Origin of the sequence: Marinobacter sp. DUT-3, assembly GCF_050379435.1 — a bacterium.
In the GTDB taxonomy this organism is placed as follows: domain Bacteria; phylum Pseudomonadota; class Gammaproteobacteria; order Pseudomonadales; family Oleiphilaceae; genus Marinobacter.
The window spans coordinates 568,251-581,485 of record NZ_JBNRMG010000003.1 but is presented as its reverse complement, the minus strand read 5'-3'; the positions used below and the strand labels follow the sequence as shown (position 1 = coordinate 581,485).

Below are 13,235 nucleotides of genomic sequence, written 5' to 3'. Positions count from 1 at the left end.
AAACGCCGGAATCAGCCCTGGATCTTCTTGCTGACGGGCTGGGAGGGCGCGCTGACAAGCCCTTCAACATCCTCTACCTGAATACTGAAATACCAGGTGCCATTGTCCAGGTTGGTGACCGTGTACTCCATGGTGTCGGCACTGTCGATACGTACCGTTTCGGTCAGGTTGGCGGGGTCCTGCCCATAGCGGATGATGTAACCGCTCAGCTCACCCATGGCAAGAGAGTCGTTATTAACACGGGTCATCGGGGCATTCCAGCTCAAATCAGCGGTTCTGTCCCCATATTCACCGACCACATTAGCGGCGGTACTACCATCTGAACCCTGGGAGTCGTTTTTCACCGAATCACCACCCCCACCGGAAGAGCTGCCCCCACAACCTGTCAGGATAACTCCAATACATAACGCGGCAATCCATGCCTTTGACATTTTAATGACGCGCTTCATAAGCTATTCACACCAATATTTTGTCGAATAAGTGAAATTGTATAAAACGCGTGCAAGTATCAATGCGAAGGGTGTCAACTCCCTAATTACGAAATTGTCAATTTTTCGACAGAATTTGGTAATGACTTGAGGAAAGGCACTGATATTTCGGGCAATTTTTTGCCTGATCAGCGAAAATCTGATGGGCGGGTGGTGGAAAAAAGTATTAGAAAAGGTGACAGGGAGTAATCAAAACAACGACAGGAAAGTTACACCTGCTCATACTCCCGAACCAGCTCCTGCAGAAAATAAAGACCGGCGGAACTCAGAAAGCAGCGACCCGCACCGGAACGAAACAGCAGATTGCGTTTATCGAGATAATCCAACGCTTCGGGAAAGCCTTTTTCAAAGCGCGCGGCCCTCAGAATTTCCTGATACTCCTCATCGCCCGCCAATGCGGTGAGGTCTTGCTCGTTCAATCCGGCATCGGGGCGACCGAGGTATTCCAGATCCCGACCGCTGCGTGCGAAATAGCGCCCGATCAGCAGCAGTATCACCTGCACCCGGAAGGCGTTTTCGTCGTGCTCCTCACTCTCGTCGTCGCTGCTTTCCTTGAGAAAGAAGAACGCACCGGTTTCATTGAACACCAGCTCGCTGCCGAGATGCTCATAAAAGGTGCGGAAGTGGGCAAGATGGTTGTACAGCAGATTGTATAGCGGATTGGCCCGCAGCTCGGAGCGGTTGCTGTCCCAGACATCACGCACAATCACCCGGCCAGCCTGGAATTCGCGGTAGATAGCGGTGCTTTGAGCAGGCAGGATCTGGTCGAACGTGCTCGAAGCTTGTGTAGTGTCTAAAGATTCGGTGGTTTCCATGGCGTCAGAGAATTCAGGCATGGTGTTGCTCTTCTTGGTTTACGGGCTCATCTGTTTCCAGACGACGCCTGCGGTAGACAAACTGTTCGCTGCCAGATGATTGATCCAGGGTTCGGAAACGGTTGGTGGTGACCACCTGCAGGCCGTTCGGTGGCGAGTTTACCAGCCGGTTCAGAGCCGCCAGCAAATCCGGAAAGCGGTAGCCGGGGATAAAGCCGTCCAGGCGGCCGTGCAGCTCCCGCACCAGATCGGTGGTGGGCCGCAGCTCCAGGGTTTCCAGCCATTGATACAGCTGGTTGATACGCTGAACATCAATGCGTGTGTGGCGGCCGCTGCCATCCACTTCCTGCAGAACCGGCACCTCGGCCTTACGGCGAAGATCGCTCAGTCGCAGTTCCAGTTCGCTGAACAGCAACTGGTAGTAGCTGGACGAATTACCGAAGGCGTAGTGTTTCGGGCTCTGCTGGGCCCGCAGGCCCACCAGGAAGCCGGTACTGCGGGCAAAATCCCCGCCTTCCAGCCACTTTCGGCGCAGGCTGAGGGTCTCCGTTTCGCCCTTGAGTTCCTGCAGCTTGCCGTAGAAATGCTCCATGGCATTGTACTGGACCATGCCCTGGCGAGTCTTGCGCAGAAAGTGCTCCACTTCCTGGGCCACCGCCTGAATGGGTTTGTACAGGGCATTCAGGCTGATGGAGGAGCGGAACAACTGGTCCGCCAGGCTGTGGTCGCCGTGGTTTTCCAACAGCCGGACCATGGCTTCCAGGGTCTCAAACAGGTTGCTGCCATCGGGCAATCGCGTGTCGGGGTTCAGGAACACCAGGGTCGGTTTGATGTGGCGCTCGTAAAGCGTAACGATCTGCTCAAACAGATTCTGGCGGAATTCCAGGTATTTCTCCGGCGCCCGGCTGGCATCGCCGGACAGGTCTGCAAGCTGGGCGCTGATGGTCTGCATACGCAGGACATTCTGGCGCAACAGGCCGATGAGCTGGCTGACCCGCTCGTTCAGGTCGTCCCGCAGTTCGGTGTAATCCGGGTCGGCGTCGCTGAAGCTGCTGGTTTCCAGACGATTGCGCACATCCCGCAAGGTAACCAGATGGCCCCGCAGGCGGGCATCGGTCAGTTCCTGGTACAGCGACGCATTACAGGCCCGCATCAGGTTGATCAGGGCATCCTGGAACACCAGTCGCCGCTCGCCCTCGGCCTTGATGATGTCGATCACCAGACCGCTGCGGAACAGATTGTCGGTGTTCAACGCCAGACGCACCCTGTCCCGGTCCGCTTTGCCAAGGGCGCTGGTGTAGTCCATCACCTCGGCCACCAGGTCGCTTTCCCGGATATATCGGCTCTCGTTCCGGTCCATCCGTTCGATCATCCTGAACAGGATCTTCGGGTGCTCGAACAGAAGCCGGGTGGTGTCCAGGGTGCTGAAGCGTTTACTCATCCACCGGCTCCAGCAGACTATTCTGGGTCTGATCGCCCCAATGGCTCACGGCTTCACCATTGGTAAAACCCTCGGCGCCACCCCAGAACACCAGGGTGCGCTGCGGGCTGTAGGGGCGTGCCGTGCGCATCTGCCCCACCTCCAGGTGCCGGCCGATCAGATAGATCACCTCCGCGCTGGCACTGTGGGTGGCGGCGGAGAACAGATTGAAGCCCTGCCTGCGCAACCGATCCAGCAGCGATGGCATCTGGCTGATGTCCACGCTTGCCAGCTCGTCCAGCACCATGGGGAACGACAGGTGCACGCCCGGATACAACACGCGTTTTAGCAGCCGATATACCAGTTCCAGATTAATAAGCGCTGTGGTGGAGGTGGACTGGCCCTTCTTATCCAGGTTAGCGGCGTTTTCCTTGCGGGTACGGTAGGAAATACCGGTGATCACCTTGTCCATGGTCAGGTGCTTGCTACCGCCCTGCTCCCCGAAAAAGTCCGCCACAAACACCCGCAAACGATCATAGAACGCGTCCGACTGTAGCTGGTTGCCATAAGGGTCGATGTTGTTGGCTTCTTCCACCAGATTGCGAAATTTCGGATCGGTATGGATATCCACGCGGATTTCCACCAGATCGTTGATGCGCACGCCATCCAGCTCTCGGTTGAGCTGTGCTTCAAAACGGGCAATGTGCTCGTGGTTGGATTTCAGGGCCTGTCGGTAGCTGGCGACTGTCTCGTTATGGATCCCAACCTGCTGCTCCAGCACATTCCAGCGCTCAACCATGCCCGCAAACAGGTCCGACAGACTTTTGAAAGTCTCACGAATAACCGATGACGCCGGACTGTCTTTCTGCAACTCGCCCTCGGCATCTTCATGGATGCCCAGGTAGACGAACTGACGCAGGTGGTCGAGGATACTGCGACGGCGATCTTCCAGATCGTCCAGCTGGGTTTGCAGGTCGTCAAAGGCGGCGGCGGAGACCTGTTCAATGGCCAGTGGCTGCTCGGCCTCCACCACTTTCAGGTGCGGGAAGCGATGTTCCACGGTGCCCACGCTACGGCTAAGGCCCGCCAGTTCCCGCTCCCGCTCTTCGATACGCTCTTTCTCGGTTTTGGCCCTGGCGGCTTTCTGCTGCACGGCATCCTGCTTCTCCTGCTCCAGCCGGGCCTGCTCTTCCAGTTTGGCCAGTTGCTCTTCCGCCGCCTGTTTTTCCTCGGTGGCATCCCGCAGAGTGGTGGCTGCCGCCGGGTAACGGCTCAGGGTGTCCAGGTCTTTCTCGATGGCGCGGATTTCCTTTTCCGTGCGCTCGATCAGTCGGGGCCGGTCATGTTCCTGGTTCGCGGTGTCCGCCAGCTCGGACCGTTCCTTTTCCAGGCCGTGAAGTTCGCCTTCAAAGTGCTGGCGCTGCTCGGCGAAGTTGGTCTGCCGGGGCGGCTGGGCCGGGTATTCGGTGTCAAACCAATCGTAGCCGGAATCATTGGGCACAAACAGCCGGGCAAACGCTTCAATGGCCGCCTTGCTGTCGGCGTCCAGGTCCTGGCCCGGGCTGGCCATGATCAAACGGGGGTCCACCGACCGCAGCGGCGCGGCGGTGGCTTCATCAAGCTGGTTTTGCAGTTGCCATTGCTGCTTGCTTTCCCGATCCTTCAGGGATTCGAGTTTGCGTTCAAGGTCCTGCTTCTTCTTCTGGATCCGCTCCAGCCGGATCTCCGCCTGAGCGGCACTCTTCAGGGCAGCCAGATGCTCTTTCTTGCCTTCCAGCTCCTCTTTCTGGATGTCCTCGATTTCCTGCAGGGTCATCTCACCGTACTGGGACACCAGCAGTTTTCCATCTTTCTGATTTTGCTCCGCCTGCTTGATGCGCCGCTCTGCGGAACGGATCTCGCCTTTCAGGCCGCTGGCGTCCTGCTCCAGTTTTTTCAGGGTCTGCAGTACATGGCGCAGCGTGTCGTTCTGTTCATTGAACGCATCCACCGCGGCTTTGCGCCTGGCACCAATGTCCTGCAAAGCATTCGTCACGCCATCCCGGAAAGCGGCAAAATCGTGCTGGCTACGAAGCAGAGTCTGGTACGCCTGATAATCCCGGTATAGCTTTTCAAACCGGGGGCGCTCTTTTTCGATTCGAGTCAGCTGGATTTGTTGCTGCTTTAACTGCTCATGCCTATTGAGGAAGTCGTCGATGTTAAAATCGAAAGCATCGTCCGCAAACTTCTTGTCCGCTTCAATGATACTGGCGACCGCGTTGGCCATGGCCTGATCGTCCGCCTTCATTTCGAACAACAGCAGAATCAGCGTGCGCAGAGACTGCACCCGGCGCTCGTCGGACTCCCCCAGGGGCAACACGGAATAGCGCACCGCATCCGCGTTCATCAGCTCGCTGCTGTAAAGCATGGATTTGAGTTTGGCCGGGTCGCTCACCAGCCGGGTTTCTTTGGAGAGCTTTTTCAGAGCCTCTGACAGGCGGCTGAACGACAGCTCCGGCACTGCCTGGCCAATGCCGTCCTCATCCTCGCCATTCCAGAACAAAGGCCGCAGTTGGTCGTAGCCTACCGGTACAAAAGCCCGTCCGTAACTGAGCTGGCTGGCGTTGTCCCGGTACAGAATCTGGCAATGCACACCAGCCGGGTTCTCGGCTTCCATGATCAGAAAACTGAACTGGCTGGGAAAGTAATGCTGGTAGCTTTCTTCGTTGGTATAAAAGCTGCCGGCGCTGGCGTTGCGGAACGCAAATTTCTTGCGGCTGTTCTTGAAGTTGTTCTCCGGTAACAGGAACAGACGCAGGGAATTCAGGAGGCTGGACTTGCCCAGATTGCCCGGCCCCAGGATCAGGCCGTGGTTGTCTACCGGAATTTCCACGTAACAGAAGCCGGCGGAATCCACCAGCACAAGACGGCGGATGCCGAAGGTAAAATTGCTTGGGCTCGCCTGGAGTTCACTCATCCAGAACCATCTCCTGTTCCATGAATTTTCCGGTGGCTCGAAAGGCCTCTGCCAGGGACACAAATCCAAGGGCTTCAGCCAGTGACAGCGCCCTGGTAAACCGCTCAGTGCTGTCCGGCACCTTGCAGAAACGGTCTAGCCAGGGCTGCCAGTTGGTCGGCTGCACGAACGTGGCTATGTCACCGAGAGAGGCCGCCATTGTCGAGAACATTTGCAGACCACCCGCATCATAATCGAATGCGCAGAATACGTCTTCGTAGCCCCTCAACCAGTCAAGAATCGCACCCCGGGTAATCCGGTTGCCACCACCCAACACCACATCACACTCCGCCAACGCCAGACGCTTGCCCAGCGCCTCACTGGCAAAGTTCAGCATCTGTCGATATTGATAGAAATTACGCTCGTTCTCCACTACCAGCACAGAGCGTGCGCGGTGAAAACCAATGTCGACGGAATCGTTTCCGATGACCACCACATCTGGCCGGCTGGACGTCAATCCCTGATGGTAAGCCAGAAGAAAGCTGACGTCGGTGCCATGGCGGTGGGAGTTGCCCTTTTTCGCGGCATCCACCCGGCTTGCCGGGGCCTCCGCCGTATTCTGCAACTGCGCGAAAGCAGTTTCATCGAGGACGGTGACAACCCACCGGTTTGTTTGCACCTTTTCCGTCGCAAATATTTCCCGATGCCGGTGGCGAAACTGGTCCGGGAGTTTCTTCAGGAAGGCTTCGTAGTTAATGGGCTGGCCATGGAGGATTTTCTTGAGGTAGTTGTTCAAGGGGACACCAGAATCACTCTGAATATTGTTTTTCGACACATGTTTTGGGGTTAGTGTACCGTTATCAGGCGCCTATTGTACCGGGGCTTGCCCGACCGACGCAGCATCCATCTTCTGGCTTCTTCTGGTTAGTGATTTCGGTCCTATCAAAACCGCGCTCGGTAGTTTTGGGGCAACAACTGCACATGCTGTTCAATCGCCCCAGGCAAGATGAAAAATTTCGGGGCCGTGGTAAATTCGTAAACCCGGTACAGGCGGAATGCGTCTGAGAAGTCATTGGAAAATGCCCGCTCGTTCTCGCTGATGAAAAACGGCAGATACTTGCCAGAGTTGGTCGCCTTAACCTCCAAGAAGCGCTCTTGATCCCTCGAGGCATCAAAAGACCGGATATCGAAACCCAACCCATCACCCCGGTCCTTGCTCGACCACTCAACCTCTGCCGCCAAGTCAGGCCGACCTTGTGCGGTAAGCCTCTGCCGCTCCATACGAAGAACGAATTCCTCGGCGCGCTCCCCCAACTGGCGATTGCGTCGCTCACGCTCTGAGAAGTCGATACGTGTCGCCAAGTAATTGGGCCGGCCCTCGGCGACATGAGGAATGCGCTCTGGCGGTTCTGGATCAAACACCGCATCCCAGGCCCAATCCTGATTTTCGGGTTCATCGACAACCTTATCAGCAACGAGATTTACGTCGTCGACGACCTCCTGATGGCCAGCAAGATAAGACAGAACCACCTGTTTGAGCTGGTGCTGATAGTTGAAAGCGGGCTTATAGCCGGGGATGTATGGGAGCCCCAACTCCAATAACGCAGCACTGACGTTCTGGTGTTTGTATTCGATCGATCCCTCGGAGCGGTTATTCAATCGCGGCTGCAGCGCCCTGCGATGCGACGCTTTGCTGTAAGGCGCTCCGACGAGATGTTTCTCCAGCATCGTCACGTAATCATTGACTAAAAACTCGCATTCCAACCAGTCCCAACCACCACGTTCCGGTTGAAGAAGGTCACGAATCGACTTTTCATCAAGGCTAGTTAACAGTGCGGACCTCAGAAGCTCGCGGGCAATCTGGTTACCCAGCAGTTCAAACAGCTCATCGTCCAGAAACGAATGATCGATGTGGGCATCGATGACCCCTTGCGATGTCGCCGTCGTCAGTTTTTGATATGGCTCTTGTTGACCGGGTCTGATTTTGTGGTGCCAAAACCCCTCACTCCGCAGGTGGAAAAACGGTAAATGGGGATTGTTCCGATCCGAAGGAGACGCCAATGCCTGAAAACGATCGCTGAAATGGCGCTTGAGATCATCGTCAAAATAAAACCGGTTGTTCGTAACTTCGCCCGACGCTACGAGATCCATGACCGCCTGCAACATGGCCACTTTGTGAGGGCTCTTATTAGCACCACCACTGTTCACTCGAAGCGTTGAAAAACGCTTCTCGTAATCAAGCAAACTCACCGGCCACTCCAGTAATCTGCCTTCTCCGGGATGACCCATCGCACGCCACCACGAGGATCTTGCTGGTCGCCGGCATATCTCGGTATCAAATGACAATGCATGTGCATTACCGTCTGCCCCGCCGCAGCTCCACAGTTCATTCCAATATTGTAGCCATCCGGCTGGTAACGCTCTTCAAGCCACTGCTTGCCTTGCTCGACCAACTCCATAATGGCTTGTTGTTCAGCCGAGGTAAGGTCAAACCAGTCCGCGGCATGCCGGTTGGGGACAATTAACAAATGACCTTGGGAAACTGGAAAGCCATCCAGGCGGATATGAGCCAACGCATTGGACGGCATTGAACCTTGTTCTGATGCTTCATTGGCGGCGCAAAATGGGCAGTTCTGTTTCATCGGGAACTTCCAGTTACAGATTACGAGGGGGAAGCATGGGGCTGAGGTAGGCTCTGGCCAGCTCAAAGGTTAGCGCTGCCGGTAAATCCGGGGCTGGAATTATGTCCATGGCGGCCTCTCGGTCGAAGGACCATTGGAACGGCCTCTTGTTTTCATCCACCAGCAGCGGGAAGTCTGTACTTAGCTTTTCCAGATCTCTCTGGATGGATCGCATAGTGACTGAGAAGCCGTGGTCTTCGAGCAGTTCTGCCAGTTCAGTGGTGGTGATGGACTTGGGGAAGCGTGGCACCATTCGGAGCATGGTGAGGTAACGGACGGCAGTGTTGGACATAGGTAATCGGCAGCCAAGCAAACATGTAAAAGGAAATGTAGCAACAAACCGTCAATTTACGTCGCAAAACAGGCAAACACAAAAAGAAGGAAATCCGAGTCAACTTAAATCAGAACAGACCCTCGTTCTTACCCGCCACCAGATTCGGTACATGGCCATCGCTCAGCTCAAAACGAGCCGGCCCACGGCAGCGAAAATGCACCCAGGCCGGTTCCCACATCAAAAGTCGGAGAAGCATCATGGCTTTCAAAGTAAGGGTAATTAACGGGCGGAACGGTTCCCAACAACTCCTTGAAGAATCCGCGAGACAAACTGTTGGGGGAACAGTGAGGAAACGGGAACCAGTTTATTCAATCCGGGCAGCGCCACCCGCTGCTTTTTCTCAATGGCCCGAATTCCGCACTCGGCAACTTGTGCTGCATCCATCGCAACCAGGTCGGCAAGAGAGCTGATGGAGCCACGGCTGTGCTGTTCTGACGATAAACCCATGGCATCGTATATCTTGGTGCGGGTTATTCCGGGACACAGCATTCCTACATAGATCCCATGAGGAGCCAGTTCATCGGCCAGCGCATGAGTAAAGGCGATCACATAGTGTTTACTACCGGCGTAGGCGGCCAGTTTCGGGACGGGCACATAACCACCAATGGAGGCGACATTAAGGATGTGCCCCTGCACCCCTGCCTCTATCATCCGCCTGGCAATCACTGCCACCAACTCGGTGACAACCTGAATGTTGAGAGTCAGGGCTTTGCGCACGCTCTTTGTGTCGAGTTCCGTGTGGTTGCCCAACAAGCCAGTACCGGCATTGTTCACCAGCACTTCTACGCTGAATCCCTGGTCATCAAGTTGCTGCATCAACGTTTCAACGGCGTCGTCAGCCGTAAGGTCCATCTGGATGGGAATGAATTCACCAGGGCCATTACCCAATTCTGCCTTCAATGACTCAAGTTCATCCGGGTCCAGGGTCGCGGTTGCAACTCTTGCCCCCATCGCGTGGAGCAAAACGACCATTTCACGCCCGATGCCACTGCCACCGCCGGTTACCAATACCTGCCTTTGATTCCAGTCCATACCTTTCGTTACCTCTCTTCATTGCCTTGATTGGCTGCTTGCTGTCTGAACTGGGAAGGAGTCATCCCGTGGCAGGCCTTGAACCACCTTATAAAAGACTGGCTTTCGGTGTACTGCAGACGATGCGCAATAGCTTCGATGCTCTCATTGCTTTCCAGAAGAAGCTTCCTCGCCATCTCCTCACGTAATTCACCCAACAATGCTCGATAGCTGCCACCCTCATCGCTCAACCGGCGCAGGAGATGACGACTGCTCATACCCAGGGCATCTGCCAACGCAGATCGGGAAGGCTTCCCACGCATCACCATCGTTTTCAGAATTGCGCGGGCATTCCCGAGAAAATCAGGTTCTGTTTGTTTGCTTTCGAGGGAACGGGCATGGCTCTCCAGGACATCCCGCATTGCACTATTGGAATGCAGCAACGGTGCGTCCAGAGCCGCCAGTGGAAATACCAGCGCATTTGTTGGCTGACCAAAATGCACGGGACAACGAAATACCCGCTCATATTCCCTGAGTTGGTCAGCGATTTCTGGTGCCCTGCGCTGGAGGAGCACGCAATCAAAATCCCAGTGGGTTATGTTTGGCAGGTGCACCCTCACCGTGGCGAGACTACCCAGCATGTAATCCACCGCTTGCGACCGAAACACTGGGTTGGTTGTGGCCAAATTCCAGGTCCAGGCAACTTGTCCGGGCCTGAATTCAAACGAGGTGCTTCCGACACTGCTTACCAGGTGCTCATACCGCATGCACATCTCAATCACTTCGCGAAGCGTTCCACAGGCCCGCACTATATAGCCGGCCACGCCGAAACTTTCGGGCTGGGTGAACTCCGCCAGATGAAGGCCGAGGAGATCATCACCGGTATCCTTAACACCCGCATTGAGTACGTGTTCAAGGTACCGCATTGGTACCATCTGGTTTGGGTCAGTCAGGGTCTCAGGACTCAGCCCGGCCTCACTTAACAGGGCGTTGTAGGATAATCCGAACTGCTCGGCGAGGATCAGAAGATTCCTCAAGAGACCCGCCAGCACTAGACCCCCGTCGTCGTTGACGCCACCATCCTCGATGTCTGATTGCATACCGTGACCGCTCTTCCCAATCATTGGAACCCGGATTAGAGTCAGATCCATCAAGCCAATGTTGTGTACATTCCGTGCACAATACTGGACACGCGGGCAAACTGACCATCACATCTTGGGACCACCAATAAACATTTTAGGACATGCTCGGGATCACATCTGTCCAGGCTGAAGGCCACAGGAACAACCTTCCTATCCCAGCAACGGATCTCGAAGCCACCTTTGGTGCTGCGTCGAAAAGAATTTCTGCCACCCCAAACGCAAAAAAGGCAGACCAGTAAGTACTGATCTGCCTTTCTTTTATGTGGTAGCGGGGAGCAGGCGCGAAAGAGCGCCTGCGGCGGCAGCATCTCTGCGCGAAGCGCAAAAAAGAGTGCCGACTCAAAAAGCCCCCGCTTGAAAGCAATAAGGCCAGCGTAAGCTGGCCTTATTTCAATAGTGGTAGCGGGGGCTGGATTCGAACCAACGACCTTCGGGTTATGAGCCCGACGAGCTACCAGACTGCTCCACCCCGCATCAAACTGGTTGTTTATCGGGGAACCCCCGAATCAACGTGCGCGTATCTTAAGGATTAGCCCCGTACCTGTCAATCGATATTTTCAAACAGATCGCCTGGATAAGTGAGACTCTCCTGCGGTGCCTGCTCAAACATACCCACCTTATCGATTGCCTCCTGCACGGGCCGGAACGAGCGTCGGTGGTGAACGGTGGCGCCGAGGCGATTCAACGCCTCGAGGTGAACCGGTGTGGGATAGCCTTTGTGCCTGGCAAGTTCGTAACCGGGGAACTGTTTGTCCAGTTCGGCCATTTCGCGGTCGCGTACCACCTTTGCGATGATGGATGCCGCGCTGATGGCCTCGACACGGCTATCCCCTTTAACGACCGGCTCAGAGGGCCAGCGCCATTTGGGGCAGCGGTTTCCATCAACAAGTACATACTCCGGCTCAACGGCCAGGCCAGCGACCGCCCTTTCCATTGCCACCATGGTGGCCTGGTAGATGTTCAGGCGATCAATCTCATCCGCTTCGGCTCGCCCGACACTCCAGGCGGCGGCCTTCTCAACAATTTCTTCGTACAGGGCTTCTCTGCGCTTCTCTGTGAGCTTCTTGGAGTCCGCCAGCCCCGCTATCGGGCGTTCAGGGTCCAGGATCACCGCTGCAGTAACAACCGCTCCAATTAATGGCCCCCGTCCGACTTCATCGACCCCCGCAAGGCGCGAGCCGGAGTAATGACACTGGAACGGGGGTAATGGGGGTTTACTCAAGATGATTGCTCCAGCAGTTCGGAGATGGCGTCCGCCGCTTTTTCATCCGCATTCTGGCGGAGTTGCAGATGCAGCTCGGTGAATGCCTCGGTCAGGCGGGTTCGTTCATCCTCGTTCTCGAGGCGTTCCAGCACTGCGGCTCCCAGAGCCTCGGGGGTGGCGTCGTCCTGAAGCAACTCCGGCACCAGCGGCTCACGGGCCAACAGGTTGGGAAGTGCGACATGAGGCACCTTGACCAGGTGGGATAGCAGCTTGTAACTGAGGTTGCTTAGCCGGTAGCCGACCACCATTGGCTTTTTCAGCAACATGGCTTCGAGGGTCGCGGTGCCTGATGCCAGCAGTACCACATCGGACGCCGCCATCACTTCCCTGGACCGCCCCCGGACAATGGTCACCGGCAAGGCAACCTCGAGGGATTCCACCAATCCCTGAACCTGACGTTCGCGGTCGCGGTTGATGCAGGGAATGACCAGTTGGAGATCCGGACGGGAGGCCTGTATCCAGCGGGCTGCGGCCAGGAACAGGCTACCCAGGCGTTCAACTTCGCCCCCACGGCTGCCCGGCAATATCGCCAGCACCGGCTTGTTTTCATCCAGCCCGAGAGAGCGGCGGGCACCCGCGGTGTCCGGCTCCATCGGAATGCGGTTTGCCAGCGGGTGCCCCACAAAAGCGACCGGCACATCGTGCTCTTCGTAGAATCGGGCCTCGAAGGGAAACAGGGTCAGCATCAGGTTCACGGATTTCGCAATCTTGAAGATGCGCTTTTGTCGCCACGCCCAGACTGAGGGGCTGACGTAGTGAACCGTGGGAATGCCGGCATCACGGCAGCGGCGTTCGACACCGAGGGTAAAATCCGGGGAATCGATACCGATGACCACATCCGGTGGCGTGGCCAGGAAATAGTCCATCAGGCGTGCGCGGATACTGAACAGCTCGCGGATGCGACCAAGGACTTCCACCAATCCCATCACCGACAAGCGCTCCATCGGCACCAGCGAGTGAAAACCGGCGGCCTCCATCTCTTCCCCGCCGATGCCAACAAAACGGGCACGGGGGTATCTGGCCCGCAGCGAATAGATCAGACCAGCACCGAGTATGTCACCCGATGCCTCGCCAGCAACGATGCCAAATGTGATTGGTCGGTCGCTAATGACCCTGGAAGGGGGATGGTCCATCACCTGTCCGGG

General features: G+C 56.3%; 12 protein-coding genes and 1 tRNA gene. All 13 read right to left on the bottom strand.

Annotated features, from left to right (window positions below; all coding sequences use genetic code 11):
• Positions 1–11: 11 nt before the first annotated feature.
• On the bottom strand, positions 12–248 hold the full coding sequence (locus ACQUWM_RS08040) for a fibronectin type III domain-containing protein (protein WP_407002362.1): 237 nt from the start codon (positions 246–248) through the stop codon (positions 12–14).
• A gap of 449 nt (positions 249–697) precedes the next feature.
• Positions 698–1,324 (bottom strand): condensin complex protein MksE, encoded by a 627-nt coding sequence (locus tag ACQUWM_RS08035; RefSeq protein ID WP_407002361.1) that lies wholly within the window; start codon positions 1,322–1,324, stop codon positions 698–700.
• Entirely contained in the window at positions 1,317–2,744 is a 1,428-nt protein-coding gene (locus ACQUWM_RS08030) for a hypothetical protein (protein WP_407002360.1), read from the bottom strand. Before ACQUWM_RS08030 ends, ACQUWM_RS08035 begins: the two co-directional genes overlap by 8 nt.
• Positions 2,737–5,679 carry a hypothetical protein gene (locus tag ACQUWM_RS08025; RefSeq protein ID WP_428921777.1) on the bottom strand — a complete coding sequence of 981 codons (2,943 nt, stop codon included), beginning with the start codon at positions 5,677–5,679 and terminating at the stop codon, positions 2,737–2,739. Before ACQUWM_RS08025 ends, ACQUWM_RS08030 begins: the two co-directional genes overlap by 8 nt.
• A complete protein-coding gene (locus ACQUWM_RS08020) occupies positions 5,672–6,454 on the bottom strand; it encodes a hypothetical protein (protein ID WP_428921776.1) in 783 nt (260 codons plus the stop codon). Before ACQUWM_RS08020 ends, ACQUWM_RS08025 begins: the two co-directional genes overlap by 8 nt.
• Before the next feature lie 146 nt (positions 6,455–6,600).
• Positions 6,601–7,908, bottom strand: coding sequence for a DUF3883 domain-containing protein (locus ACQUWM_RS08015; protein ID WP_428921775.1), 1,308 nt, complete (start codon positions 7,906–7,908; stop codon positions 6,601–6,603).
• Complete coding sequence (locus ACQUWM_RS08010) at positions 7,905–8,300, bottom strand: HIT family protein (RefSeq protein ID WP_428921774.1); 396 nt, start codon at positions 8,298–8,300, stop codon at positions 7,905–7,907. The genes ACQUWM_RS08015 and ACQUWM_RS08010 overlap by 4 nt, the downstream gene beginning before the upstream one ends.
• A 13-nt stretch (positions 8,301–8,313) precedes the next feature.
• Complete coding sequence (locus ACQUWM_RS08005; RefSeq protein WP_407002354.1) at positions 8,314–8,631, bottom strand: hypothetical protein; 318 nt, start codon at positions 8,629–8,631, stop codon at positions 8,314–8,316.
• Between the two features lie 261 nt (positions 8,632–8,892).
• Positions 8,893–9,705: an SDR family NAD(P)-dependent oxidoreductase gene (locus ACQUWM_RS08000; RefSeq protein WP_407002353.1), complete on the bottom strand. Its 813-nt coding sequence runs from the start codon at positions 9,703–9,705 to the stop codon at positions 8,893–8,895.
• 8 nt (positions 9,706–9,713) lie between these two features.
• A complete protein-coding gene (locus tag ACQUWM_RS07995) occupies positions 9,714–10,784 on the bottom strand; it encodes an AraC family transcriptional regulator (protein WP_428921773.1) in 1,071 nt (356 codons plus the stop codon).
• Positions 10,785–11,223: 439 nt separating this feature from the next.
• Positions 11,224–11,300, bottom strand: a tRNA-Met gene (locus ACQUWM_RS07990).
• Between the two features lie 70 nt (positions 11,301–11,370).
• Complete coding sequence (rnhB, locus tag ACQUWM_RS07985) at positions 11,371–12,048, bottom strand: ribonuclease HII (RefSeq protein WP_428921772.1); 678 nt, start codon at positions 12,046–12,048, stop codon at positions 11,371–11,373.
• Complete coding sequence (lpxB, locus tag ACQUWM_RS07980) at positions 12,045–13,223, bottom strand: lipid-A-disaccharide synthase (RefSeq protein WP_428921771.1); 1,179 nt, start codon at positions 13,221–13,223, stop codon at positions 12,045–12,047. The genes rnhB and lpxB overlap by 4 nt, the downstream gene beginning before the upstream one ends.
• Positions 13,224–13,235 lie beyond the last annotated feature (12 nt).

Excerpts from the sequence above, each read along its gene's own strand:
- ACQUWM_RS08040 (WP_407002362.1), bottom strand. The coding sequence starts at position 248 with ATGACCCGTGTTAATAACGACTCTCTTGCCATGGGTGAGCTGAGCGGT.
- ACQUWM_RS08030 (WP_407002360.1), bottom strand. The coding sequence starts at position 2,744 with ATGAGTAAACGCTTCAGCACCCTGGACACCACCCGGCTTCTGTTCGAG.
- ACQUWM_RS08035 (WP_407002361.1), bottom strand. The coding sequence starts at position 1,324 with ATGCCTGAATTCTCTGACGCCATGGAAACCACCGAATCTTTAGACACT.
- lpxB (WP_428921771.1), bottom strand. The coding sequence starts at position 13,223 with ATGGACCATCCCCCTTCCAGGGTCATTAGCGACCGACCAATCACATTT.
- ACQUWM_RS07995 (WP_428921773.1), bottom strand. The coding sequence starts at position 10,784 with ATGCAATCAGACATCGAGGATGGTGGCGTCAACGACGACGGGGGTCTA.
- ACQUWM_RS08005 (WP_407002354.1), bottom strand. The coding sequence starts at position 8,631 with ATGTCCAACACTGCCGTCCGTTACCTCACCATGCTCCGAATGGTGCCA.
- ACQUWM_RS08000 (WP_407002353.1), bottom strand. The coding sequence starts at position 9,705 with ATGGACTGGAATCAAAGGCAGGTATTGGTAACCGGCGGTGGCAGTGGC.
- ACQUWM_RS08025 (WP_428921777.1), bottom strand. The coding sequence starts at position 5,679 with ATGAGTGAACTCCAGGCGAGCCCAAGCAATTTTACCTTCGGCATCCGC.
- ACQUWM_RS08010 (WP_428921774.1), bottom strand. The coding sequence starts at position 8,300 with ATGAAACAGAACTGCCCATTTTGCGCCGCCAATGAAGCATCAGAACAA.